24 protein-coding genes and 1 pseudogene are annotated in these 24,807 nt (G+C 67.4%); 18 read left to right on the plus strand and 7 right to left on the minus strand.

Features of this window, described 5'->3' with window-relative positions; genetic code table 11:
- Nucleotides 1-38: 38 nt before the first annotated feature.
- The 14 genes and pseudogenes from ACM9NP_RS14895 to ACM9NP_RS14960 all read left to right on the plus strand — a co-directional run bounded on the left by ACM9NP_RS14895 (nt 39) and on the right by ACM9NP_RS14960 (nt 17,959).
- On the plus strand, nt 39-821 hold the full coding sequence (locus ACM9NP_RS14895) for a DeoR/GlpR family DNA-binding transcription regulator (protein ID WP_415647286.1): 783 nt from the start codon (nt 39-41) through the stop codon (nt 819-821).
- Nucleotides 818-1,885: a galactose-1-phosphate uridylyltransferase gene (galT, locus tag ACM9NP_RS14900; protein ID WP_415647287.1), complete on the plus strand. Its 1,068-nt coding sequence runs from the start codon at nt 818-820 to the stop codon at nt 1,883-1,885. Before ACM9NP_RS14895 ends, galT begins: the two co-directional genes overlap by 4 nt.
- Complete coding sequence (gene galE / locus ACM9NP_RS14905; RefSeq protein WP_415647288.1) at nt 1,882-2,847, plus strand: UDP-glucose 4-epimerase GalE; 966 nt, start codon at nt 1,882-1,884, stop codon at nt 2,845-2,847. Before galT ends, galE begins: the two co-directional genes overlap by 4 nt.
- On the plus strand, nt 2,840-4,012 hold the full coding sequence (gene galK / locus ACM9NP_RS14910) for a galactokinase (protein WP_415647289.1): 1,173 nt from the start codon (nt 2,840-2,842) through the stop codon (nt 4,010-4,012). The genes galE and galK overlap by 8 nt, the downstream gene beginning before the upstream one ends.
- 398 nt (nt 4,013-4,410) lie before the next feature.
- Nucleotides 4,411-5,337, plus strand: a complete 927-nt coding sequence (rarD, locus tag ACM9NP_RS14915; RefSeq protein ID WP_415647290.1) for an EamA family transporter RarD — start codon at nt 4,411-4,413, stop codon at nt 5,335-5,337.
- A gap of 402 nt (nt 5,338-5,739) precedes the next feature.
- Nucleotides 5,740-6,432, plus strand: a complete 693-nt coding sequence (locus ACM9NP_RS14920; RefSeq protein WP_415647291.1) for a phosphocholine cytidylyltransferase family protein — start codon at nt 5,740-5,742, stop codon at nt 6,430-6,432.
- A 10-nt stretch (nt 6,433-6,442) separates the two neighbouring features.
- Nucleotides 6,443-7,804 (plus strand): hypothetical protein, encoded by a 1,362-nt coding sequence (locus tag ACM9NP_RS14925; protein ID WP_415647292.1) that lies wholly within the window; start codon nt 6,443-6,445, stop codon nt 7,802-7,804.
- Complete coding sequence (locus ACM9NP_RS14930) at nt 7,801-8,919, plus strand: LicD family protein (RefSeq protein ID WP_415647293.1); 1,119 nt, start codon at nt 7,801-7,803, stop codon at nt 8,917-8,919. The genes ACM9NP_RS14925 and ACM9NP_RS14930 overlap by 4 nt, the downstream gene beginning before the upstream one ends.
- A 587-nt stretch (nt 8,920-9,506) precedes the next feature.
- Entirely contained in the window at nt 9,507-10,640 is a 1,134-nt protein-coding gene (locus ACM9NP_RS14935) for a hypothetical protein (RefSeq protein WP_415647294.1), read from the plus strand.
- 183 nt (nt 10,641-10,823) lie between these two features.
- The gene (locus ACM9NP_RS14940; protein ID WP_415647295.1) at nt 10,824-12,572 is read left to right on the plus strand and encodes an ABC transporter family substrate-binding protein; all 1,749 of its coding nucleotides are present in this window, start codon (nt 10,824-10,826) and stop codon (nt 12,570-12,572) included.
- Nucleotides 12,573-12,919: 347 nt separating this feature from the next.
- Complete coding sequence (locus ACM9NP_RS14945; protein WP_415647296.1) at nt 12,920-13,948, plus strand: ABC transporter permease; 1,029 nt, start codon at nt 12,920-12,922, stop codon at nt 13,946-13,948.
- A complete protein-coding gene (locus tag ACM9NP_RS14950) occupies nt 13,941-14,840 on the plus strand; it encodes an ABC transporter permease (protein ID WP_415647297.1) in 900 nt (299 codons plus the stop codon). Before ACM9NP_RS14945 ends, ACM9NP_RS14950 begins: the two co-directional genes overlap by 8 nt.
- Nucleotides 14,837-16,971: pseudogene (locus tag ACM9NP_RS14955) on the plus strand (ABC transporter ATP-binding protein). Before ACM9NP_RS14950 ends, ACM9NP_RS14955 begins: the two are co-directional and overlap by 4 nt.
- A 451-nt stretch (nt 16,972-17,422) precedes the next feature.
- Nucleotides 17,423-17,959 (plus strand): DUF6069 family protein, encoded by a 537-nt coding sequence (locus ACM9NP_RS14960; RefSeq protein WP_415647298.1) that lies wholly within the window; start codon nt 17,423-17,425, stop codon nt 17,957-17,959.
- 48 nt (nt 17,960-18,007) lie between these two features.
- On the opposite strand, the gene ACM9NP_RS14965 is transcribed toward ACM9NP_RS14960, so the two are convergent.
- A complete protein-coding gene (locus ACM9NP_RS14965; protein WP_415647299.1) occupies nt 18,008-18,559 on the minus strand; it encodes an ArsR/SmtB family transcription factor in 552 nt (183 codons plus the stop codon).
- An 89-nt stretch (nt 18,560-18,648) separates the two neighbouring features.
- Here ACM9NP_RS14965 and ACM9NP_RS14970 point away from each other — a divergent pair, with 89 nt between their 5' ends.
- Together ACM9NP_RS14970 and ACM9NP_RS14975 are read left to right on the plus strand one after the other, a co-directional pair.
- Nucleotides 18,649-19,296, plus strand: a complete 648-nt coding sequence (locus ACM9NP_RS14970) for a hypothetical protein (protein ID WP_415647300.1) — start codon at nt 18,649-18,651, stop codon at nt 19,294-19,296.
- Between the two features lie 42 nt (nt 19,297-19,338).
- Entirely contained in the window at nt 19,339-19,905 is a 567-nt protein-coding gene (locus tag ACM9NP_RS14975; protein WP_415647301.1) for a YwqG family protein, read from the plus strand.
- A 70-nt stretch (nt 19,906-19,975) separates the two neighbouring features.
- On the opposite strand, the gene ACM9NP_RS14980 is transcribed toward ACM9NP_RS14975, so the two are convergent.
- Entirely contained in the window at nt 19,976-20,371 is a 396-nt protein-coding gene (locus tag ACM9NP_RS14980; RefSeq protein ID WP_415647302.1) for a VOC family protein, read from the minus strand.
- A gap of 110 nt (nt 20,372-20,481) precedes the next feature.
- Here ACM9NP_RS14980 and ACM9NP_RS14985 point away from each other — a divergent pair, with 110 nt between their 5' ends.
- Nucleotides 20,482-20,856, plus strand: a complete 375-nt coding sequence (locus ACM9NP_RS14985; protein WP_415647303.1) for a DUF4267 domain-containing protein — start codon at nt 20,482-20,484, stop codon at nt 20,854-20,856.
- Here ACM9NP_RS14985 and ACM9NP_RS14990 read toward each other — a convergent pair whose 3' ends face one another.
- The 5 genes from ACM9NP_RS14990 to ACM9NP_RS15010 form a co-directional block, all read right to left on the minus strand.
- On the minus strand, nt 20,857-21,465 hold the full coding sequence (locus ACM9NP_RS14990; protein WP_415647304.1) for a DNA-3-methyladenine glycosylase I: 609 nt from the start codon (nt 21,463-21,465) through the stop codon (nt 20,857-20,859).
- A 12-nt stretch (nt 21,466-21,477) separates the two neighbouring features.
- On the minus strand, nt 21,478-22,164 hold the full coding sequence (locus tag ACM9NP_RS14995) for an alpha-ketoglutarate-dependent dioxygenase AlkB family protein (RefSeq protein ID WP_415647305.1): 687 nt from the start codon (nt 22,162-22,164) through the stop codon (nt 21,478-21,480).
- On the minus strand, nt 22,161-22,784 hold the full coding sequence (locus ACM9NP_RS15000) for a methylated-DNA--[protein]-cysteine S-methyltransferase (protein WP_415647306.1): 624 nt from the start codon (nt 22,782-22,784) through the stop codon (nt 22,161-22,163). Before ACM9NP_RS15000 ends, ACM9NP_RS14995 begins: the two co-directional genes overlap by 4 nt.
- A complete protein-coding gene (locus ACM9NP_RS15005) occupies nt 22,781-23,269 on the minus strand; it encodes an RNA polymerase sigma factor (RefSeq protein WP_415647307.1) in 489 nt (162 codons plus the stop codon). Before ACM9NP_RS15005 ends, ACM9NP_RS15000 begins: the two co-directional genes overlap by 4 nt.
- A gap of 183 nt (nt 23,270-23,452) precedes the next feature.
- Nucleotides 23,453-23,746 (minus strand): hypothetical protein, encoded by a 294-nt coding sequence (locus tag ACM9NP_RS15010; protein WP_415647308.1) that lies wholly within the window; start codon nt 23,744-23,746, stop codon nt 23,453-23,455.
- Between the two features lie 566 nt (nt 23,747-24,312).
- Between ACM9NP_RS15010 and ACM9NP_RS15015 the strand changes: the two genes are divergently transcribed.
- Nucleotides 24,313-24,807, plus strand: coding sequence for a phosphotransferase (locus ACM9NP_RS15015; RefSeq protein ID WP_415647309.1), 495 nt, complete (start codon nt 24,313-24,315; stop codon nt 24,805-24,807).

Here is a 24,807-nt window from a genome sequence, read left to right on the forward strand (position 1 = left end):
CCGCCGCAATTCACCGTCGATATCGTGAGGACAGCGCCATGCTCGCGCCGCAGCGCCAGGCCGTGATCGCCGAGCGAGTCCGCAGACGGGGGGCGGTGCGGGTCGCGGAGCTCGTCGCGGAGTTCGGGGTCTCGGACATGACGATCCGTCGAGACCTGGAGACGCTCGCCGAGCGCGGCCTCGTCGCCAAGGTCCATGGTGGGGCGACGGCGATCGACATCGGCTCCACCGACGAACCCGGTTTCGAGGCGAAGGCCGTCCAGCAGAAGTCCGCGAAGGAGGCGATCGCCCGGCAGGCCGCGGCGCTCGTGTCCCCGGGCCAGGCGATCGCGTTGTCCGGCGGGACGACGACCTGGACGCTCGCGGCGCACCTCGTGGGCGTCGGCGGGTTGACGGTCGTGACGAACTCGGTGCCGGTGGCGGACGTCTTCTACCGCTCGGGGCTCGACGACCAGACGGTGATCCTCACCGGCGGCGTGCGGACCCCCTCGGACGCACTGGTCGGGCCGTTCGCGATCGCCACCCTCGAGAGCATCAACGTGGACCTCCTGTTCCTCGGCGTGCACGGCGTCGACGCCGACAGCGGTTACACCACTCCGAACCTGGAGGAGTCCGAGACGAACCGGGCGCTCATCGCCACCGCCCGACGGCTCGTCGTCCTCGCCGACCACACGAAGTGGGGCATCGTCGGGCTGCGCACGATCGCCTCGATGACGGACACGGACGTGCTCGTCACCGACGGGGGCATGCCGGACGACGCCCGCGTGAGCCTGCGGGAGCGCGTCGGTCGGCTCATCATCGCGGGAGAGGAGCCCTCGTGACGCACGTGGCACGAGCGAGACTGTCGGACGGGCGCGAGATCGTCTACTTCGACGCGACGGACGAGGGGCGCGACCGGCACCGGGACGCCCGCCCCGCCGAAGCGCGCGCGGGCGCCGCCGAGTTGCGGCGGGACGTGACCACCGGCGAGTGGGTCTCCGTCGCGGCGAATCGGCAGTCCAGGCCCTTCCTCCCGGCCGCCACGGATTGTCCGCTGTGCCCGTCCTCGGACGGTCGGACGACCGAGATCCCCGCGCCGGACTACGCCGTCGCCGTCTTCGAGAATCGCTTCCCGTCGTTCGGCGGGCCACCCGAATCGGAATCCATCATGGATGATTCAAGGCGTCCGTCGGTCGGCCGCTGCGAGGTCGTCTGTTACACGTCCGATCACGGCGAGTCGTTCTCCGGGCTCGATCCCGATCGGGTGCGGCTCGTCATGGACGCGTGGGCGCATCGCACGGCCGAGCTGTCCCGCGATCCGAACGTGGAGCAGGTGTTCCCGTTCGAGAACCGGGGCGAGGAGATCGGGGTGACGCTGCACCACCCGCACGGCCAGATCTACGGCTACCCGTACGTGGCGCCGACGACGCGGCGGATGCTCGACGTCGCGCGTGAGCACCGGGCCGCGACGGGCCGTGATCTGTTCGCCGACGTGTTGGAGAGCGAGCGCGCGGGGGAACGCGTCATCGCCGCCAACGAGCACTGGACGGCGTTCGTCCCCGTCGCCGCGCGATGGCCGTTCGAGGTGCACGTGTACCCGCATGTTCAGGTGCCGGACCTCGCGGCGCTGCCGGAACGTCACCGCGACGCCTTCGGGCCCCTGTACTTGTCGGTGTTGCGAGCGCTCGACAACGTGTTCGAGGTGCCGATGCCATATGTGTCCGGGTGGTATCAGGCTCCGGTGCGGACCGACCGTGACCTGGCCTATCTTCATCTGCGACTGTTCTCGGTTCGCCGGGCTCCCGGCAAACTGAAGTACGTGGCCGGTTCGGAATCGGCCCAAGGGGCGTTCGTGAACGACGTACCGCCGGAGCGCGCGGCGCGGCTTCTGAGGGAGGCAATGTGAGATACCTGGTCACCGGGGGCGCGGGATACATCGGGTCGATCGTGGCGAGGATGCTCGTCGAGGGCGGCCACGAGGTGACGATCCTCGACGACTGTTCGACGGGGCACGCGGACGCGGTTCCGGCGGGCGCCCGGCTCGTCCGCGACACCGTCCATAATGCGGCCATTGTGGCCGGTGACGGTTTCGACGCGGTGTTCCACTTCGCGGGACTGATCGCGGCGGGCGAGTCGATGGACCGGCCCGGCGACTACTGGAACGCCAACACGGTCGGGACGCTCGCGCTGCTGGAGGCGATGCGCGGCGGGGGTATCGGCCGACTCGTGTTCTCGTCGACGGCCGCGGTGTACGGCGATCCCGAGCGACTGCCGATCCCGGAGACGGCCGCGACCGTCCCGACCAGCACGTACGGCGCGACGAAGCTCGCGGCCGACGCGGCGATCTCCTCGTACTGCGTCGCGCACGACCTCGCGGCGGTGAGCCTGCGGTACTTCAACGTCGCCGGGGCTTGGCGCGACGGTGACGGCGTCTGGCACGGGGAACGACACGCGACCGAGACGCACCTGATCCCGTTGGCGCTCGACGCGGCTGCCGGGAACAGGGACAAGTTGCGTCTCTTCGGCGACGACTACGACACCCCGGACGGCACGTGCGTCCGCGACTACATCCACGTGGCGGACCTCGCGGAGGCGCACCTGCTGGCCGTCGACGCCGCAGAGCCCGGCGCGCACCGGGTGTTCAATCTCGGCAACGGCGTCGGCTTCTCCAACCGGGAGGTCATCGCGACGGTCGAGGCGGTCACCGGGCTCCCGGTTCCCGTGGAGCGCGCCCCGCGTCGGTCGGGCGATCCGGCGACGCTCGTCGCGTCGAGCGAAGCCGCGCACGATGAACTCGGCTGGGCTCCGTCCCGCCGCGACCTGTCCACGATCGTCGGCGACGCTTGGGAGTTTCACCGTCATGGATGACCTGCTCAGACGCGCCGAAGCGGGCTACTCGCGGGCCTTCGGGGGGCGCCCCGCCGGGTGCTGGATCGCGCCGGGGCGTGTCAATGTCCTCGGCGAGCACACGGACTACAACGATGGCTACTCCATGCCTTACGCGATCGGCTTCTACACGGCCGCCGCCGTCTCCCGTTCGACGAGCCCCACCTGGCAGGTGTGGTCGGAGGCGACCGGCGAGACCGTCACCTTCGGACCGTCGCGGGTGAGCCGGGACCTGTCCCGCGCCGACCCCGTCCCCGGCTGGGCATCCTATGTGGCCGGTATCGTCTGGTCGCTGTCGACGCTTCCGGGCGTTCGCGTCGGCGGCGCGCGCATCGCGATCGCCTCGGACGTGCCCCTCGGTGCCGGGATGTCGTCGTCGGCGGCCCTGGAGATCGCGGTCCTGTCGGCGCTGGTCGACCTGTACGACATCGAGTTGTCCGTGCTCGACCGGGTCTTGACGGCCCGGCGGGCCGAGAACGAGTACGTGGGCGCTCCGACCGGTGTCCTCGACCAGACCGCCTCGCTCATGTCGATCCCCGGTCACGCCCTGTTCATGGACAGCCGCTCCAACGTCATCGAGCCGGTGCCCTTCGATCTCGAAGAGGCCGGGCTCGAGATGATCGTCGTCGACACGCACGTGCGGCACTCGCACGCCACCGGCGAGTACGCCGACCGCCGCCGCGACTGCGAGCGCGCCGCGAAGCTGCTGGACGTCGCGAGCCTCCGCGACGTCAACCACGTCGAGTACCTGGCGCTGCCGGATCGGTTGCTGCGCAGGCGAGTACGACACGTGATCACCGAGAACGCCCGCACCCTCGCCGCCGCCCGGGCGCTCCAGGACGGCACCCTGGGCGACCTCCGGTATCTCGGTGCCGCGATGACCGAGTCCCACCTGTCTCTCATGGCCGACTTCGAGGTCTCGTGCCCCGAACTCGACACGGTCGTGCAAGCCGCGATCGAGGGTGGCGCGTGGGGCGCGCGCATGATGGGCGGCGGTTTCGGCGGGAGCGCGATCGCGCTCGTCAACGCCGACCGCTCCGACGAGATGTGCGACGTGATCGCCGAGGCGGCCGACCTCGCCGAACAGCCTTCGCCGACCTTCTACCTCGCGGTGCCGTCCGCGGGGGCGGCGCGCATCGACACCTGACCACCTCACGCGGTGGTTCGGCCGAAACCCGACGGCTCCGTGTGGTCGAGGCTCCCACGTCAGTGGTGTCGAACACCGGCGTGCCCGGGGACCACTCCGCTGGTCGACCGACGCCCGGGCGGCGCGACCGACGCCCCGGCGCGACGGGACTACCTAAAGGCCGGGCCACCGCGACCCGAACGGCCGCGGATCAGCCGCGTGTACGAGTCGATCGGTACGACACCGCGACCGCAAGGGGACTCGAGCAGGCCGTTCCGGTCGCGTCCGCCGCTGTGAGGCTCCGCCGTCGAACGAGCCCACTCGGATCGCGGCAGGGACACTCGCGCACCGCCCTGAAGTGGCCCAACGCACAGGGAGGAGCAGGTCTCGGCGGCCCGGATCGGGCATAGATTTGGGCGGTGCCTGATACACGTCGTGGTCTGATCTACGCCGCCGCCGCTTACGGGATCTGGGGCCTGTTTCCGCTGTACTGGAAGCTGTTGCTGCCGTCGTCCGCCGGCGAGATCCTCGCCCACCGTCTTTTGTGGTCACTCGTCGTCGTGGCGATCGTGGTGGCCGCGCTCCGGCACTTCCGGCTCGTCGGGAGGCTCCTCGCCGACTGGCGCCGCACCGCCGCCGTCACCGGGGCGGCCGTGCTCATCTCGGTCAACTGGATCACCTACATCTACGGCGTCAACTCCGGTCACGTCGTCGAGACCTCGCTCGGCTACTTCATCAACCCGCTCGTGTCGGTGCTGATGGGCGTCCTCCTGCTCCGCGAACAGCTGCGCTCCTGGCAGTGGGCCGCCGTCGGCATCGGCGGGCTCGCGGTCGCCGTCCTGACGATCGAGTACGGCCGCCTGCCGTGGATCGCGCTCACGCTCGGCTTCACCTTCGCCTGCTACGGATTGATCAAGAAGAAGGTCGCGCTGCCCGCCGACGTGAGCCTCTTCGCCGAGACCGTCGCCGTGGCGCTGCCCGCCGTCGGCTTCCTCGTCTGGCTGTACTCCACGGGCGACGCCACCTTCGGGACGATCTCCGTCACCCACACCCTGCTCCTGGCGGGGGCGGGGATCGCGACCGCCGTGCCGCTGCTGTTCTTCGCCGGGGCGGCGAACCGGCTGCCGTTGACCGTCATCGGGATGGCGCAGTACATCGCGCCGATCATGCAGTTCACGATCGGTGTCGCGATCTACCACGAGGTGATGCCGACGGCCCGCTGGATCGGCTTCGGCCTCGTCTGGTGCGCCCTCGCGGTGTTCACCGCCGACGCGGTCCGCCAGAACCGCCGCAACCGGATCATCCTGGCCGCCGGACGTCCCGCGACCGCCGACGTCCCCGCCTGATCCGTCGCGAAGCGGTGTCGGCCCGCGTCGAACGCTCACCCACCGGCGTCGCATCATCGATCAGTTAACTCACAGGAAACCGGTGATATAGTCGCCCGACGATCAGCATTTATGGGGTTGTCCCGTTATCTCACGGTCGGGCGCGGTGCGACGAGGAGCCATGGTCGCACGGCAGGCGGGGCCCGCGCGGCGATGAGGCCGTGCGAGTCCATCGGTCAACACGCGCAACGCGTGCTCACCGCGCGTAGCCGGACCTAGGGCAGCGGGAACGACCTCAGCCCCCTAGGGAGCGCCGAACGAAGTAGATTCCGCCGGCGAGCCCCACCCCCCTTTTCAACCCATACGTGGTAGACGGCGCACCCCGTGCCTTGAGCAGTCATCCGTACCCATGGAGGAGACGCAGTGGCCAACAACATCGTGATACTCGCGGCAGGAGTCGGCTCGCGGCTGGGCCGCCCGCATCCGAAGTCACTGACGCCGCTGAACTCCGGCGAGACGATTCTGCACCGCTCCCTGCGGATGCTGACCTCGCGATTCAACCGGCACTCGATCCATCTCGTCGTCGGCTTCAAGAAGGAAATGATCATGGAGGCCGTCCCCGACGTCGGCTTCATGTACAACCAGGCGTACGGCGACACCAACACCTCCAAGAGCCTCCTGAAGGCCCTGCAGATCGCCGGCCCCGGCGGCGTCCTGTGGCTCAACGGCGATGTCGTCTTCAACGAGGGCATCCTCGACGAACTCCTCCCCCACATGGCAATGGACCGCTCCTTCGTGTGCGTCAACACCGCGTCCGTGGCCGAGGAGGAGGTCAAGTACACGCTCGACACCGAGGGCTACATCAACCAGCTGTCGAAGACGGTCGTCGACGGCGCGCTGGGCGAGGCCGTCGGCATCAACTTCATCTCCTCCGGTGACCGGGCGCTGTTGACGAAGCGCCTGGAGGAGTGCGAGGAGCAGGACTACTTCGAGCGCGGCATCGAGCTGGCGATCGAGAAGGACGGCCTGCGGATCGAAGCGCTCGACATCTCCGCCCACCCCGTCATCGAAGTCGACTTCGCCGAGGACCTGGCTCGCGCCAACGACACTTTCTAGAAAGCCACCCATGCCTTTTCAACCGAAGCAGACCGTCGTTCGGGTCCTGAGTCGCACACCTGTCTACCGGGCGCTCCCGGCTGGAGCGGCCCGCACCTACGCCGCTCTCAAATACCTGGGTGAGAACTCCACTCAGGACGACATCACGAAGTTCATCCGGAACTCCGGCGGCATTCCCACCCGGCACCTGTCGACGGCGCTCGTCGCCGCCCGCGCGGTCTTCCGCGCCGGAGCGGACGACCTGCTCAGCGAGACTCTGTCCACTCTCGATCATCGGTTCCCGGAATCGCCCGACCTGCACGCCCTGCACGCCGACTTCCACGCCTACTACGGCGACTACGCCGCCGCGTTCAACTCGGCGCGCACCGGCAGGATGCTTCAACCGTCGCACGCCGCGAGCGTCGCGCGGATGATCACGTACGGATACCGGACGCTTCCGACGGCCGACGCCGACGCCCTCGCGGTCGAGGCGCTGCCCCGTTTTGTCCGCAACGGCGAGGTGCTGTGGGCCGCAGCGAAGCTGTGCGACAGCCCGGAGCAGTACGCGCGGTTGTCGGCGGCGTGGACACCACTGGTGACGGATCCGGCGGACTTCCTCAAGGGCGTTCGGCAGCTGGCGACCGCGGCGGCGCGGGCGTCGGACACCGACTCGGCGATCGAGCTGTACCGCCAGGCGATCCGATACGTCCACTCAGGTCACAAGCTGGACGCCCCGATCGTCGACGCGAAGCTCGAGGGCAAGGGCGCCTGGAGCGCCTTCGAGGACCTGGCCTCCGTGCTGGACGCCTCCGGCATCCCGTACTTCATGGCGGCGGGCACCGCCCTGGGCCTGGTCCGTGAGGGACGTCCGTTGTCCGCCGACAACGACATCGACGTCGGCGTCTTCGCGTCCGACTTCGACGAGGACGCGATCAACAAGCTGTTCGCGAAGCATCCCCGCTTCGACTTCGACGTCGTGCACCCGCGCACGAAGAAGGTCGGGCTGCGGCACCGCGGCGGCTCCCCCATCGACATCTTCCGGTTCTACCCGGAGGACGGTCGCATGTGGCACGAGGCCGTGTTCGTCCGCTGGCACAACACACCGTTCGAGGTGGAACGTCGCGAGTTCCGGGGTCTGAGTCTGCCGATCCCAGGCAATGTGGACAAGTATCTGACCGAGAATTACGACGACTGGCGCACACCGAACTCCGGCTTCGACGCGTTCACCAGCGACGCGCCGAACGTCGAGACGACGTGGCCGGAGTACCTGAATCTGCACTTCGTGCGGCGCGCGTACAAGCGACTGACCGCCGGGGACCGGACGACGGCCGCCGCCGACCTGCGCAAAGCGGGCGAGGACGAGCTGGCGACAACGGTTGGAGCGGGTCGATGACCACGATCGAAGTGAAGAAGAGGCAGGCCGTGTCGGAACTCGTTGCATTGCCGGAGCCGGGCCCGGAGCGGGAGAAGCTCGCCAACAAGCAGTTGGAGACCGCCCGCGCGATCCGCACGACCGGCGACCGGCAGGGTGCCGCCGACACGCTCGTCACGGCGATCCGCGGTGGACTGTGGCGTTACGCTCGACTGTGGTCGGAGCTTCGGTCCCTCATGGAGGAACCGGGCGACTACGCGCAGATCCGGGCGCTGTGGTGGGAGTCCCCCCGCAGCTGCCACGGCATCGTTCCCCTGTTGACGACGGTCGCGCGCGCGGCCGCCGCGGCCGGTGAGCACGAGGAGGCGCGGGCCCTGGCCCGCAAGGCGATCGTGTTGCAGGCGTTGCGGTCGAAGCGATTCCGGCACCGTCTCGGCAAGGTCAAGCACGGCGCGCTCGCGTCGACCCGACGGATGCGATCCGCCCCGGACGACTCCGGTTTCGACGCGCTGGCGACGGTCGCGTTGAAGGAGCTCAACACCCAGCTGGCGCACCTCAACGTGCGGGGCTTCCTCATCTCGGGCACGCTGCTCGGCTACGTCCGCGACTCCGGCTTCATCAGCTGGGACAAGGACATCGACCTCGGGTTCTTCACCTCCGAGATCGCTCCTAGCGACCTGGTCGAGGCCTTCGAGGCGACCGAGAACTTCCACGTCCGACGCCTCGACTTCAACACGGACCGGCTGCGGATCAACCACGCCAACGGCATGATGATCGACGTCTTCCCGCACTACGAGGGCGAGGACGGTCGTGTGTGGCACGACGGCACCGCGACGCGTTGGTGGAACTCCCCGTTCGACTTGACGACCGTCGAATTCCTGGGCGTTCCGCAGTTCGTCCCGGACCCGCCGGAGCAGTACCTCGACGAGAACTACGGCAACTGGCGCGTTCCCGAGTCCAACTTCGACGCTCGGATGGACGCCCCGAACGCCGAGGTCACCGATCAGGCCTTCCTCGACACCTTGTGCTACTTCGCCCTGCTGGACGGCATCAACAAGGGCAACAGGGTCAAAGTGGACCGATTCATCGGACACCTTCGCGATCTGGGCGAGTCACACTGGCTCGACCGGATCTGACCTCCGCTTCTTCGAAACCCCCTTCACGGTCTCCGTGGAGGGGGTTTCGCCTTCTACGGACGGGACCGCGATCGGCCCATCGGCGCCGAGAGTTGTCCCGCTACCCGGCAGCTCGCCTACGGCAGCGTCAGAACGCCATCGACCGCGTTGTCGAACCACCTGCGTCTCCGCCGAGTGACACCCTGCCGTGCCCTCGCACGACCTGAGACAACGGGACGACCCCGAGGCGTCCATCGGACCGGAGGAGGATCGCCCGTGCGGCCGTTCGCGAACGGGGACGACGACCCTTCGACATCGCCGGGATCGACGACTACCACACGCGCGCAGCGGTGTTCATCACACGCTGGTGCCAGATCGTTATCACCACTACGGACGGTCACCTGTGGCCGGAGGCCTCGCCGACGCTGTGACACGGCTCGCGCCACGTCGATACGCGTAAGGTGCACCGGGAACGACTACGGCGCATCGACGACGCACCACTCAGGGTGATCGTTTTCGTTATGCAATGGTTATCCAATAGACCGTTACCAATCTCCAAAACGGTCGACACGTGCGAGAACGCCGCGCCATGTGGCACGATCGCACTCGTGAGCGACCCGCACGGACCCTTGCCCGAGGCCGAAACCGGCGCCGCGTCGGCGTATCGGTGGATTCCGATCGCGGCGGCGGGGCTTCCGATGCCCGACGCCGGACGCGACGTGATGGCCCTCATCGACGCCAATCCTCCGGGCATCGGCTCGGCCCGGCTGATCGCGAAGTCCGGCCTGACCAGCGCCCAAGTCCACAAGCAACTGTTGGCGCTGCGGGCGTCCGGATTCATCTGCGGGGTGAACCGCCCCGGCCGGTCCGGATTCGAGATCCACTGGGTGCGCACGGGCGCGACGCATCCCGACTGGGGAACGCTCGCCCGCGAGGTCATCGCGGCGGTACAGGACGACGAGTCGGGGCTGACGCTCGACGATCTGTCCACGATGCTCGGACAGACGCCCACCACGATCATCCACGTCCTCGCGACGCTCCAGGAGTCCGGCCACGTGGTGCGGACGGCGCCGGGAGCGCCCCTCCCGGCGGCACCGCGCCAGTCCCGCGGGAGTGCCGACGAGGACGCGATGGCGGTCTCACCCCTGTACGGGATCGTGGAGTCGATCGTCACCGAGGCGCCCGTCGGCCTGATCCTGCCGACCGTCGCCGCGCTCGCGGGCTGCCCGCCCGCGGAGGCCGCGCAGGTGCTGGCCAGGCTCTTCGCGGACGGCCGGGTCGGCGGGGTGCGGTTCGCCGGCAACACGGATCTGATGCTGTGGCTGCCGCGCGAGGCGTACGCCATCGTTCAGTCGATAGTGGACTCTGTCGCCCGGCACATCGAGGGCGCGACCCTCGGAACGATCCTGGAGGACACGGGCCAGCCGGAGAGCCACGTGGCGTGGCAACTTGAGGCGCTGCGCGATCATCTGCTCCTCGACAACCTACGGTTGTCCCCGAAGGACCCGGAGTTGCGGTGGTTTCTCGTGCGGCACACGTCCCGTCGCCAGTATCGTCCGCGCCCGGCGCCGGCCCAGGCATTGGCTTCCGTTCACGAGAATCCCGGACTTAACTGTCCACAGTTGGCAAAGTTGCTCGATTGCTCACCGACCTATTTGTCCGTTCAATTGCGGGCACTGCGCAAAGCGGGTCATGTTCGCTGGGATCGCGGAAACGGGCCCACCACCTGGCATCCGTTGTAACCCAATGGAAATCAAATCCACTTTCACACATAGATACTTGACGTATGCACGCAAATGCGATCCGCATCACAGCGGCGTAACGAATCCGCCCCGATTAGTTCATGAACAACGATATTTATATTTCTGCATGCCAGACTTCCCGGCAGAGATCGCCAGAGATCGATGTTGAGAGGAGTGTCCATCATGCGAATGAGAGCCCGGACCAGTGCCGCGCTCGCGGCCGGAGCCGCGATGTTGTTGGCGTTGTCGGCGTGCGGCGGCGGAACGGAGGCGGAGGAACCCACGGGAAGTGGATTCGAAGACTGCGTTGACAACCCCGTCGACTGCAACAGCGGCGACCGCAAGGACGGCGGAGAGCTCACCTGGGCCCTGTCCGCCGGTTGGACCAACTGGAACGCCAACCGCGCCGAGGGCAACTCGGTGTACCAGAACCAGGTCCTGGCTGGCATCACGCCGCCGACCGGTAGCTTCCTGCCCGACGGTACCTGGGAATGGTCGAAGGACCTCCTCGCCGAGGAGCCGAAGCTCGTCTCCGACGAGCCGCAGACGATGAGCTACAAGCTCAACCCCAAGGCCACGTGGAACGACGGCACCCCGATCAGCATCGACGACTTCGTGTACCACTGGTACGCCGTGTCCGGTGACTCGAAGCTCTGCGACGAGAACTGCAACCCCGCCAGCACCTCCTACGGCGGCTCCGTCGAGTCCATCGAGGAAGTCGACGGCGCGATCAACGTCACCTTCAAGGACGGCGTGATCGACCCGGAGTGGATGTACGGCGTCCCGATCAGCTACCCCGCGCACGCCGCCGAGGCCGAGGGCTTCGACTGGAAGAACGACCCCAAGGCCATGGGCGAAGCTGCCGTCTGGTTCGACGAGACCACGCCCACCTGGTCCGGCGGACCGTACCTGATCGAGTCCGCGAAGCTCGGTGAATCCGTCACCCTCGTCCCGAACGAGAAGTGGTACGGCGAGGTCAAGCCGACCCTCGACAAGATCCACCTCGTCGTCATCGCCAGCCAGCCCGACCTGTTGAAGGCGCTGCAGAACGGCGAGATCGACGGCGCCGTGCCCGCGTCGCTCGACCCCGACGTCGTCGAAGACGCCGTCTCCAGCGACGGCATCCTGTCCAGCGTCGGCCCCGCCGGCAGCTGGGACCACATCGACGTCAACACCACGAACAAGTGGCTGAAGGACGTCGAGCTCCGCAAGGCGATCTTCACCGCGATCGACGTCACCGACATCAACGAGCGCACCTACGGCCAGGTGTCCAAGGACGTCGAGAACCGGACGAACCACATCTTCCCGAACGGCACGAAGTACCACGAGGACATCTTGAGCGAGTCCGGCCAGGGCGCCGGCGACCTCGAAGCCGCCAAGAAGATCCTCGAAGAAGCCGGCTACGAGCTCGCCGACGGCGCGCTCACCAAGGACGGCAAAGCCGTCGGGCCGCTGAACTTCCGCTTCCTCGAGGGACACACGATGCGCGAGACGAGCGCGACGCTCGTCCAGGGCTACCTCAAGGAACTCGGCATCGACATCGAGATCAAGCCGGTCGCCCCGGACAAGCTCTCGGCCGTCCTCGCCGAAGGCGACTTCGACATCATCCAGTTCGGCTGGTCGTCGTCGCCCACGTTCTCTGGTGCCCCGAACCAGTTCTGGCACTCCGAGTCCCCGTCCAACTTCACCAAGGGCGGCAACGAGGACATCGACGCCGAGATCGCCAAGGTCATGTCGACCGCCGACATCGACGAGGCCGCCGGTTACGCCACGGCCGCCGCGAAGCTCGTCGTCGACGAGGCCATCTCCCTGCCGCTCGTCACGACCGTGCAGCTGATCGTCGTCAACGAGGACGTCGTCAACGTCCGGGACAACTGGGCCATGTCGCTGCGGTCCTTCTACAACATGGAGGCGTGGGGCTTCCGAGCCTGACGCGCGCGCCCGGACGGTCCCGACGGGGCCGTCCGGGTGACGAGGTGACCAACGCGACGCCGCACGCTCGACGCCACGGCGGACCACCCGGCGACGGTCACCGGAGGTAATCCGTCATCTCAGGTCGCGCGAGGCGTGTCCGTGGACGCATCGGTGAGGCGAGGAATCGCCCGGATTCCGGTGTCGTCAGTGGACGGTCTGATAACGCCGACGGGAGCCCTCACCGGCCCCGCAGACGACCTGACGAGCAGCGAGACGGCCTCTAACAGTCAGAATGCGATGGGGGTCCGTGCCCCGAACAGGGCACGGACCCCCATCCGTACACACGAAAAGTGCGGACCACCCCCATGATTGTCTACATTATTCGGCGATTGTTGGTCGCCATCCCCATCCTCATCGCAGCGTCGGCGCTCGCGTTCGTCCTGGTCGACACGGCCAACGACCCCGTCGCCGAGTTCACCTACCAGCTTCAGATGGCCTCCGACGGTGACGAAGTCTCCGAAGACGCGATCGAGAACTTCAAGAAGCGCATGTACCTCGACCGGTCGATGCCGGAACGGTACTGGCTGTGGCTCACCGGTATCGGAGGCAACGGAGACATCGGCCTCCTCAAGGGAGAATTCGGGCCGTCCCTCGAGGGCCCGGTCGCCGACATCGGCGCCGAACTCCGTGAACGCTTCTTCATCACCATGCGACTCGCGCTGGCCGCGACGATCCTGTCGTTCGGCCTCGCCATCATCTCCGGCGTCATCTCCGCCGTCCGGCAGTACCACAAGATCGACTACATCCTGACCTTCGTCGGGTTCGTCGCGCTCGCGATGCCGACGTTCTGGCTCGCCGCCCTCATCAAGGAAAGCGCGATCGCGTTCAACAAGGCCAGCGGCGCGACGTGGTTCTACACGATCCGCGAGGCCTCCCCCGGCTACGACTCGATGCCGTTCTGGGAGGGAATGTTGGACGTCATCGGGCACCTGATCCTGCCGACGGTGACCCTCATGCTCGTCGGATACGCGTCCGTCAGCCGCTACCAGCGCGCGTCCATGCTGGAGGTATTGAACTCCGACTATGTCCGCCTGGCTCGCGCCAAGGGCGTTCGGAACCGCACCGTGATGCGGCGACACGCCCTGCGCACCGCGCTCATCCCGATCGCCACCTTCGCCCCGCTCGGTGTCGCCGGCGCCCTCTCCGGCGCGATCATCACCGAGACCATCTTCAGCTGGCGCGGCCTCGGCACCTACTTCGTTGAGTCGATCATCGACGGGGACTCGTTCGCCGTCATGGCGTTCCTGCTCATCTCGGGAACGCTCGTCATCCTCGCCAACCTGGTGTCCGATCTGCTGTACGGCCTGCTCGACCCGAGGATCCGCTATGAGTGAACGACTGTTGGAAGCCGAACAGATCACCACCCAGGAACGCAGCATGTTCAACCTGGTCATCACCAGGTTCCGACGACACCGCATGGCGATGATCAGCCTCGGCGTGTTCGTGCTGCTGGTGCTGTTCTCGTTCGTGGGACCGCTCGTGTGGAAATGGCCGCACACGATGGTCCGGGAGATCCCCAGCCTGTCACCCCCCACACTCGACCATCCCTTCGGGACGACACGAGCCGGCCAGGACAACTTCGCGATGGTCATGCGCGGCAGTCAGCAATCCCTGAAGGTCGCGTTCACCGTCGCCATCCTGTCCGTCGGAATCGGCTCCGCGTGGGGCGCCATCGCCGGCTTCTACCGCGGCTGGATCGACGCGATCATGATGCGCTTCGTCGACATCATCTTCGTCCTGCCGTTCCTCGCCGTCGCCGCCGCGCTCGCCGGCGCCGTCGACGGAGGAGTCGGCTGGTTCGAGATCGCCCTCGTCCTCGGTCTCCTCGGTTGGGTCGGCACCGCTCGCGTCGTCCGAGGTCAGGTCCTGTCCATCCGAGAACAGGAGTACATCGAGGCCGCCCGCGCCGCCGGGGCGAGCGACACCCGGATCATCTTCCGGCACCTCGTTCCCAACGCGACGAGCGTCATCATCGTCGCCGCGACCCTCGAAATGGCCGTGGCGATCCTCTCGGAATCCGCCCTGTCCTTCATCGGCCTCGGCATCCAGTCCCCCGACACCTCACTCGGCTCACAGGTGTCCGACTCCGTCGGCGCCGCGTTCACGAGACCGTGGTTGTTCTACTTCCCCGGCGTGTTCCTGATCCTCATCTGCCTGACCATCAACTTCATCGGCGACGGCCTCCGCGACGCCCTCGACCCACGCCAGACAGGGGGACGGAAGTGACCACCGAAAAGTCCACAACGGACGACAAGTACGCGTTGGAGGTCCGCGACCTGACGGTGCGATTCCCGTCCGAGGACGGGCCCGTCAACGCCGTACGCGGAGTCAGCTACGAACTTCGCAAGGGCGAGACCCTCGGAATCGTCGGCGAATCCGGCTCCGGCAAGTCCGTCACCTCGCTGGCGGTCATGGGCCTCCTGCCCCGCACCGCCCGCGTCGAAGGCTCCGCGCTGCTCGACGGCCGGGAACTCCTCGGCCTGAAGGACAGCCAGATCTCCAAGATCCGCGGCAACAAGATCGCGATGATCTTCCAGGACCCGCTGACCTCGCTCAACCCGGTCTACACCGTCGGATACCAACTCGCCGAAGCGGTCCTCGTCCACAACAAGGTGTCCCGCGCGAAAGCGTGGGAACGCGCCGTCGAACTCCTCGACGTCGTCGGCATCCCCAACCCGAGGCAACGCGCCGCGTCCTACCCGCACGAGATGTCCGGCGGAATGCGGCAACGCGTCGTCATCGCGATCGCCATGGCGAACCAACCCGACGTGATCATCGCCGACGAACCGACGACCGCGCTCGACGTGACCGTCCAGGCGCAGGTGCTCGAAGCGTTGCAGACCGCCCGAAAGGAAACGGGCGCCGCGATGATCCTCATCACCCACGACCTCGGAGTCATCGCCGGACACGCCGACCGCGTGCTCGTCATGTACGCCGGCAAACCCGTCGAATACGGCACAGTGGACGACATCTACTACTCGCCGCGAATGCCGTACACGCTGGGCCTCCTCGGGTCACTCCCCCGAATGGACGCCGACCGGGAACACCGACTCACACCGATCTTCGGGACTCCCCCCTCGATGGTGAACCTGCCACCGGGCTGCCCCTTCGCACCCCGCTGCCCGATGGCCCAGGACGCGTGCCGTGAGGAGGAGCCGAACCTGGCGACGATCAACGGCGGCGAACACGCCTCCGCGTGCCACTTCCACCGGGACCTCGTCGACTCGAAGCCAGAGGACATCTTCATCCCCGCCGGCGTTCCCAAGGAGACATCATGACGCTCACGTCCGGCACGACGGACGACACGGTGGCCCCCGCCGCGCCCGTCCTGTCCGCAACGAACCTCGTCAAACACTTCCCCGTGCGATCGAAGGGCCTCCTGCGCCGCAAGATCGGCGACATCCACGCCGTCTGCGACATCTCGCTCGAACTCGGCTCCAACGAGACGCTCGCGCTCGTCGGCGAGTCCGGCTGCGGAAAGTCGACGACGGCGCGGTTGCTGCTCGGGCTGATCCCGGTCACCTCCGGTTCGGTCCACTATCAAGGCCGCGACCTGACGACGCTGTCGCGGCAGCAGATGCGACCGCTGCGCGCAGAACTTCAGATCGTCTTCCAGGACCCGTTCGCGTCGCTCGACCCGCGCATGACGATCTTCGAGATCATCGCCGAGCCGCTGCGCGTGCACAACCGGTTCGCCGACGGCGGACGGCAACGCGTCCGCGACCTCATGGAGACCGTCGGACTCAACCCGGAACACCGCAACCGGTACCCGCACGAGTTCTCCGGCGGACAGCGGCAGCGCATCGGCGTCGCCCGCGCGCTCGCGTTGAACCCGCGCGTGCTCATCCTCGACGAACCCGTGTCGGCGCTCGACGTGTCGATTCAGGCCGGTGTGATCAACATGCTGGAGGACCTGCAGGAGGAGCTGCACCTCAGCTACCTGTTCGTGTCCCATGACCTGTCCGTCGTTCGGCACATCGCCGACCGGGTGGCCGTCATGTACCTCGGTCGGATCGTCGAGACGGGCACGGTGAACGAGATCTTCACCGGCGCGTCGCACCCGTACACGCAGGCGCTGATCTCGGCGATTCCGCTGCCGGACCCGCGGAAGGAACGCGCCCGTCAACGCGTCCTGTTGACGGGGGACGTCCCGAGCCCGTCGGCTCCGCCGTCGGGGTGCCGTTTCCGAACGCGCTGCCCGAAGTTCGCGAACGAGCTGTCCGACGGGGAACGCGAGCTGTGCTCCACCGAGCAGCCGCAGCTGCATACGGACCACGACGGGCCGACCATGGCGGCGTGCCACTACGCGGGGCCCAGCCGTGCCGTGCAGATCCCGCTGCAACGCGAGGGCGACTGACCACGCACCGACACCGGGCGGGGACCGGGCGCCATTCCGACGCCCCCGGTCCCCGCCCGGCTTTCGCGAGGGGCGCCGTCGGCTCTCGATCGTCCTTGGCTTTCGGACGCCGCGGGCCTTGGATCTCCTTGGCTTTCGGACGCCGCGGGTCTTCCCCGTGGCTGCGGGGCGACGAGGTTCGGTTCGCGCGCCGAGCGGCCGCGCCCGTCGTTGGACGGCCCGCGAAAGTTCAACGGCCGCAAGGAAAACGGCGGCCTCTTCGTGGCGATCGACCCGGCCCCCGCGACAGCTCGGGGGCCTCCGGCCTCCTCCCCAAGGTCGACGCTACCCCGTGGGTGCTGAAGCCACGCTAAAGCGGGCTGAAGCCCGTTTCAGGAACGCACCTCGCTGAAGTCGGCCGGATTGTCCATTTCGCCCTCCACCAGGGACGATGCCGGTACTTTCGACAGACATGACGGAGCCGCACTACGAGCCGGGGCGCGCCCAGCCGACACCCCCCATGGATCCGACCGATCCCACCACCCAGATCCCCTATGGCGCACCGCCGCCCCCACACCGCGATCGGCGTCCACGCGTCGCCGCCGGGCGACTGTGGGCGGGCGGATTCGGCACCGCCGTCGTCGTCGCGCTCGTCATCGTCGTCGGCATCCTGCTCGTTCGCGGAGTACTCGGCATTCCCGTCCTCGCCGCCGAAGGCGAGGGAATCTACGGCACCGCGACGACGACGCAGTACGCCCTCGCCGGAGCCGCCGTCGCGCTCGCCGCCACCGCGCTGCTGCATCTGCTGTTGCTGATCATGCCCCGGCCCATGCAGTTCTTCTACTGGATCTGCGTGCTCGTCACCGCCGTCGCGGTCCTCCTGCCGTTCACGTTCGGCGCGGCCCTCGACGCGCAGATCGCGACGGCGGGGATCAACCTCGTCGCCGGGCTGTGTCTCACGTCGATCCTCGGCTCGATCGGTTCGACGTCGGCGCGCGCGGCGTCCTGACGTCAACCCGTCCACGTCGAGCGATCGATCCCGCCCGACAGAACGTGGTCACGCGTCGGGATCGGGGAATCCGTACCAGCGCAGCATGATCGGCCGCGCACCCGGACTGGCGTCCTCCGGGGGCTTGCTGTACCGCCTCAACAGGGCCACATAGTCGTCGTGGAACGCGCGAAGCTCCTCCTTGGTCAGATGACTGCGCCCGCGTGAACCCTCCGCCCAATCGTGCAGTTCGTTGCCCGCGTTCAGAAACGACGCCATCATGGTGAGATCCTCGGTGAGCCGGGCCCGGAGAAGTTCCGACGCCGCCGACCGGTCCGCGTCGGACAGGTCCGCCGGGTCGGGCATCCGCCGGTCGGCCGGAATGAGACGCCACCAGCGTTCCCGGCCTTTCGCCCGCTCAGGCAACTCCTCGATGAAGCCGGCTTTGGCGAGCAATCTCAGGTGATAGCTGGTGGTCCCGCTGTTGTGGCCGAGCGCGGTCGCGATCGTCGTCGACGTCGCGGGACCGTGGTTGCCGAGTTGACGCAGGATGCGTCGACGAAGTGGACTCGCGAGCGCCTTGATCGCCTCGGATGTGAACGGGATGGGCTCATCGGACATGGGGGCAGGGTATCGCGAGGCACTTTGCGGAGAATAATGTGCAGAGAAATACTTGCAGAATAAATTCTGCATACGCTAACCTTCACCGCATGACATCGAAGAAGCTCACACTCGTGTCCCTCATCGGGGCACCTCTTCTACTGCTCGTCGGCTGGGCCGTCATGCGGTTGGGCAGCGGCGGAGTCGAGCCCGGTTGGACGGTCGCCCATGTGGCGTGGGTGATCGACAACCTGATGTTCGGGGTCGTCGCGGTGGCCATGGCGCGGGCGGTACGACCGTCCACAGGGCTGGGGAAGGCGCTCGGGTGGGGCTTCGCGGGACTGGCTCTCGCCGGGGCCGCTGCCATGACCGCACAGATGATCATCGATCTCATCGGAGGCGCGGTCACGACGACGACCGCAGAGTTGGGCGAATTCTTCACGACCGTTCAGAGCGCTCCGGGGGTCGAGCTGCTCGTGTACCAGGTCGGTCCGGCGCTCCTGTTCGTCGCCCTTGCGGCGCAGTCGATCCAGTTGGCCACCGTCCGGCGGGTGCCGGTCATGGCCGCAGTGCTCGTCGGCGCCGCGGTGAGCATCGCCGGCGCCGAACAACTCGTGGACCTGCCGCTGCGTTTGGGGCAGGCCATCGCCGCGCTGACGCTGCTCGCGGGTTTCACGATCATCGCGAGAACACTATGGAACCGGACTGAGGAGAGCGTCGGACGATCGGACCGGCCGCTGGTGTCCGTGTCACGATGAGGCCGACACCGGTTGTCGCAATCGACGCCTATCGTGACGCTCATGAGCGAAGCACCACCGACCCGCTACCTGAACCTGACGATCGCCGAAGAACCGATCACGGCCGCCACGACCAAGATCGGCGGGCAGCCCAACTGGGTCGACACACCACAGTGGCCTACCTCGAAGGAGAGCGGTGAACTGATGGAGTTCATCGGTCAGTTCCGGCTGCCGTCGGACGAGACCCGCATGGCCTATCTCTTCATGACCGGGGAAGGGAACCCCACGTCATGGGAATCGGAGGCCGGAGAGAACGCGCTGATCGTTCAGGGGCCCGGAAGTCGCCTGCCCGCGTTTCTCACGGTCACCGACGACGCCAAGGGGCCGACCGTCGGCCCCGACGTCACCGTTCGACTCAGCGAACAGCCCGATTCCCACGGGCTCAATTACATGGGCGGCAGACCCGCCTGGATCCAATCCGACGAGACACCCGGAGACGACTGGATCTTCCTGTTCCAGCTCGCCGACGGCGACACGGGCTACTCAGTCAACTTCGGGGACGCGGGCATCGGGTACGGCTTCGTGAAGTCCGACCTGAGCGAGGGCCGCTTCCTCTGGCAATGCAGCTGAGCCACCCGTCCCGTTCGGGGGGAAGGCGGTGCCGAAACGCGACGAACGCGTTCCGGCACCGCCTTCATCGTCACTGGTCGCCACGGCCACCGGAGAGAAAGTACTCGTTGCCCCACGGGTCCTTGAACCAGGTCGCGAAATCGCCCCACGGCATGGACTCGGGCTCGCCCCTGAAGGACACGCCCTTCTCCGACAGTTCCCTATACGTCGCGTCGATGTCGTCGCAGACGAGCGCGACTCCCGTCTCGCCGCCGGGGGTGTCCTTCGACGGGTCATCTGGGGTGTACATCCCCGGCAGACCGAGCGAAACCGTCGTCAGAGCGCCGGGGGGAGACACCGTGAGCCAGCGCATCGACTCCATCTTCGTGTCCTCCCGAGCCTCCCAGCCGAGGGTCTCGGTGTAGAACTTCTTTGCTTCATCCTGGTCGCCGACGATGACGGTGACCGAGTAGATGTGTGTAATCATGCCCGTCAGGATAGGCTCGGCATCCGACATTTACGGCCAAAAGTCCATACTCGGCACCCGGTACGGCCTTCGTGATCATGATGCACCATAAGGGATTAAGTGAGGCTGGAATGCCCATTGGCCATTGGGGAGTCGCGCTCGTCGGTGTCGCCCTGTGCGCGGTCGGCGTCTACGCGACGATCAGCCCGCGCGGCGCGTCGGCCCAGTACGGTGTTCGCATCGTCGATGACGGCCCCGCGGAGGCGTTCGGGGCCGCGACCGGACTGCGAGACATCGCGCTCGGCGCGATCCTGGCTCTACTCGCCGTCGCCCAGACCGACGGTGGGGTGCTCGGTGGGGTCCTCATGCTCGCGGCGATCCTCCCGATCGGCGACCTGCTCATCATTCGGAGGCATCGCTCCGCCAATGTGGTCGCGCACCTCGTCCACGCGATCGGTGCCGTCGGCATGATCGCGTTGGGCGCCTGGCTGGTTCTCTTCGGCTGATCACGTCCACACCCCGGAGGTTCCCCGGCGGTGACTGCCCAGCAAGTGGGTGTCGACGATGCCGATCGCCTCCATCAGAGCGAACATCGTCGTCGGGCCGACGAATCGGAACCCTTTGGCGCGCAGCGTTTTCGCGAGTGTCACGGATTCGGGCGAGGTGGTGGGGATGTCGGCGAGCGCCTTCGGTCTCGGGGTCTCGTCGGGCCGGTGCGACCAGATGAGGTCGACGAGACCGCCGTCGGCACGCAGCTCGATCGTCGCCTTCGCGTTGCCGATCGTCGCGAGGATCTTCTGCCGGTTGCGGACTATCCCGGTGTCCGACATGAGGCGCTCGATATCGGACTCCTCGAACACGGCGACCTTGTCCGGGTCGAAGGCGCGGAAGGCCGACCGGAACGCCGGGCGTTTGCGCAGGATCGTCGCCCACGAGAGCCCCGACTGGAAGGCCTCCAGGCTCAGCCTTTCGAACAATCCCCGCTCGTCACGGACGGGCATGCCCCATTCGGTGTCGTAGTACTCGCGCAGGAGCGCGTCCTTCGCCGCCCACATCGGGCGGGCCAGACCGTCTTCGCCGGTCACGAGACCCGTTGTGTCGACCTGATTCGCCATGTGTGCTCCCTGTTACGTCGTTGGTGTCGCGGACGACGACAGGCCGGTCGACCGCAAGGTGATGTTGATACGGCCCGTTCGGATGCCGATGGCCGGGTCGGCCGTGTCCGGGTGGACCTTCGGGACCCCGTGGTACGCGAGCCTGGAGGGACCGCCGAATACGAACAGGTCGCCCGAGCGGAGTTCGATGTCACGATAGGGCCGTCCACGGTCGACGGTGTTGCCGAAGCGGAATCGGCAGGCGTCGCCGAGGCTCAGCGAGACGACGGGCGCGTCGGTGTGTTCGTCCTTGTCCTGGTGCATGCCCATCGTGGCACCGCCGTCGTAGAAGTTCACGAGAGCGGCGTCGGCCTCGAAGCGGGTGCCCACGCCGAACGCGTCGACGACCGCCGCTCGACCGAGCTCCGTCAGCCAGCGCGGTAGCGGAAGCACCGGGACGCCGCCCGCCGTGCGGGTGTATCGGTACGGTGCCCAGTGCCAGCCGAGGCACACCTGGCGGACCGACATTCGTCGCCCGCCGGGCAGTGTCGGGGTACGTGCCGGGACGGGCCCGGACGCCCACCGGTCACATTCTTCCACTATGGATTTTTGGTACTCGGGTGTGAGCCAAACCGGGATGTGCACGGCGCCGGGCGCGACCGTCGCCCGTTCCCGAGCGAACAGGCCGTCTCCCGAGCCGCCGAAGTGAGCGTCCGTCACACGGCCTCCAACTCCAGCAGTGTGCGCTTCGCTTCCTCGCCGCCGACGTAACCGCCCGCCGACCCGTCCGAGCGGACGACCCGGTGGCACGGCACGACGACCGGCAGCGGGTTCTTCGCGCACGCGGTACCGACCGCACGGACCGCGCGCGGACTGCCCGCCGCCGCCGCGACCTGCGCATAGCTCTCCGTCTGGCCGTATGCGATGCGCGGCAGGTGATCCAGGACCGCGCGCCGGAAGCCGGACGACAGACTCAGATCGAGCCGAATGTCGAAGTGATGCCGCGCGCCCGCGAAGTACTCGTCGATCTCGCGGGCGGCGTCGGACAGCTTCGCCGGTGACCGCACGACGCGCGGGCTGATCCGCCGCGCCAGTTCCTCCAGCACGCCGTCGTGGCTCTCCCGGTCGAAGGCGACCCGGACCAACCCGCGGGCCGTCGACGCCAGCAGCAGTGGCCCGACCGGTGTGTCGACCGTCCGGTAGGCGATGTCGAGCAGGCCGAGCTCGTCGGCGCGGCGCTCCAACTCCGTGTGCAGGCGGTCGAGGCTCTCGTTCTCCGTGGCCTCGTCACCGTCGAACAGGGTCGACCGTTCGGTCCTCGTCAACTCGGTGCTGTTCATCGTGTTCCTCCTCCGACGTTCTTCAGGGGTGGGTAGGTCGAACGCAGTGCCTTGATCCCGTCGGCGACGGCGCGCCGGGACGCCGCTTCCGTACCACCGAGGATGTCGGCGATCTCGGCATACGACAAGCCCGCGATATGGCGATAGACGACAGCCTGCCGTTGCTTGCGAGGCAAGGCCCGCAACGCTTCCCACACCTCGACGCCGTTGACGGCCTCGACCGGTGGGGGCTCCGGCAGGGATTCGACCGGGACCGGTGCTCGCGCTTTGGCGCGGGTGACGTCGATCGCCTTCCGGTGGGCGATCGTGACGAGCCAGGCCTCCACGTTCGAGCCCTCCGCCAGATCGGGGTAGGCCTTCAGCGCCGCCAGAAATGTCTCCGACCAGGCGTCGTCGGCGTCGACCGGGCCGAGCAGCGCTCGGCAGACTCGGAGGATCGTTCGGCCGTGCTCTCGGACGACGGTTTCAAACGGTGTGCTGCTCACACCATGTAAACGTTCGCCGGGGTCGTTTTGTGAGATCGCGGGAACGAGTTTTTCGCCACGACCGACAAGAGCGAGCCGCCACCCGATCTCGGGGTGGCGGCTCNCGTGCCGGGTCAAATGTGGCTGCCACCGAACGGGAATGTATCGGGGACAACCGTTCTGAGCCGCGAACGGCTCAGCGTCCTACCATTCCGGCATGACGCTCACGGCGAAGGTGTGCAGAACCTCGCCCGGCTGGACGACCTCCGCGGCACCGCCCTGGCAGTCAGCCCACCGGTAGATGTAGACCGGGGCGTCGGTGTAGTTCTCGACCAGGCCCGGCCCCGGACGCGGGTTGTTGATGCAACCCGACGGGTTCTCAAACCCGGCGCCGTTGAGGATCAACGTCCCATTGGCGGCGGCGGCGGGCGTCGCCGCGGCGAGAACGAACATTCCGGCGGCGGCAACCGCCCCGAACGCGGTGGCAATACGACGCATGTCGATGCTCCTGAAGTAGTGGGACCGATCGGTCCCGACCATCACTGTCACCCAGACAATAGAGCACAAAAGTCCCGATTTGAGGCTTTTGAGTGATATGTCCGATTTATCGTGTCGTGGCCGTTTTCCGAATTCGATTGCCTCGCCGTCAAGCCCTCCATACGCTGCGCCCGTGCCGATCCTTCCCTCCTCCCTCAGCGACGAAGAGTGCGACGCGATCACCGACGAGAGCCTGTGGCCCGGGGTCCACGCCCTCTGCCGCGAACTCGACCTGCCGACGACGGAGATCACCAAGCACACGGAGGGATCGCCGTCGGCGACACCGTCCTCAAGCTGTACCCGGCCGCCGACATGGGCGACCTGCCCATCGAACGCTCGGTCATGACGGCCAGGCAAGACGCCCTGTCCATTCCCACCCCCCGCCTCATCGCGACGGGAACCTGCGACGACTGGGGCTACCTCGTCATGAGCCGCCTCGACGGCGCCGACCTGAAGACGGAGTGGCCACGCGTCCCCGAGGCCGCGCGCACCGACGTCATGCGACGTCTCGGCGTCGCGCTCGCCGAATGCACGCGGTCGCCCCGCCCGCCGACCTCGGCCCCGCGGACTGGGGCACCTTCGTCGACGCACAGACCACCTCGGCGGTCGAACGTCAGCGCCGCAAAGGTCTCGGCGACGAATCGCTCGTCCGAATCCCCGACCTCCTCGCGTCGGTCGACCTGCCGCGAACGGCCGACACCCTGCGGCACACCGAGTTCATGCACGTCCACGTCCTCACGACCGAGCTCGACAGCCGCTGGGACCCGACCGGACTGTTCGACTGCGAACCGGCCATGCGCGGCCACACCGAGTACGACTTGGTCGCGGCCGGGATCTTCTTCGGACGCGACGACAAGGCACTGTGGAGCCAGCTCCTGGCCGGGTACGGAGTCGAACCGTCGAAGGAACTCTCGCGCCGCCTCATGGCCTACGCGCTGCTGCACGTCTATGCGAACCTGCCCTGGTACTTCCGCGAGATCCCCAGCGACGCCACGACCTTCGACGAACTCGCCGACGACTGA

Origin of the sequence: Stackebrandtia soli (assembly GCF_965137155.1) — a bacterium.
GTDB lineage: Bacteria > Actinomycetota > Actinomycetes > Mycobacteriales > Micromonosporaceae > Stackebrandtia > Stackebrandtia soli.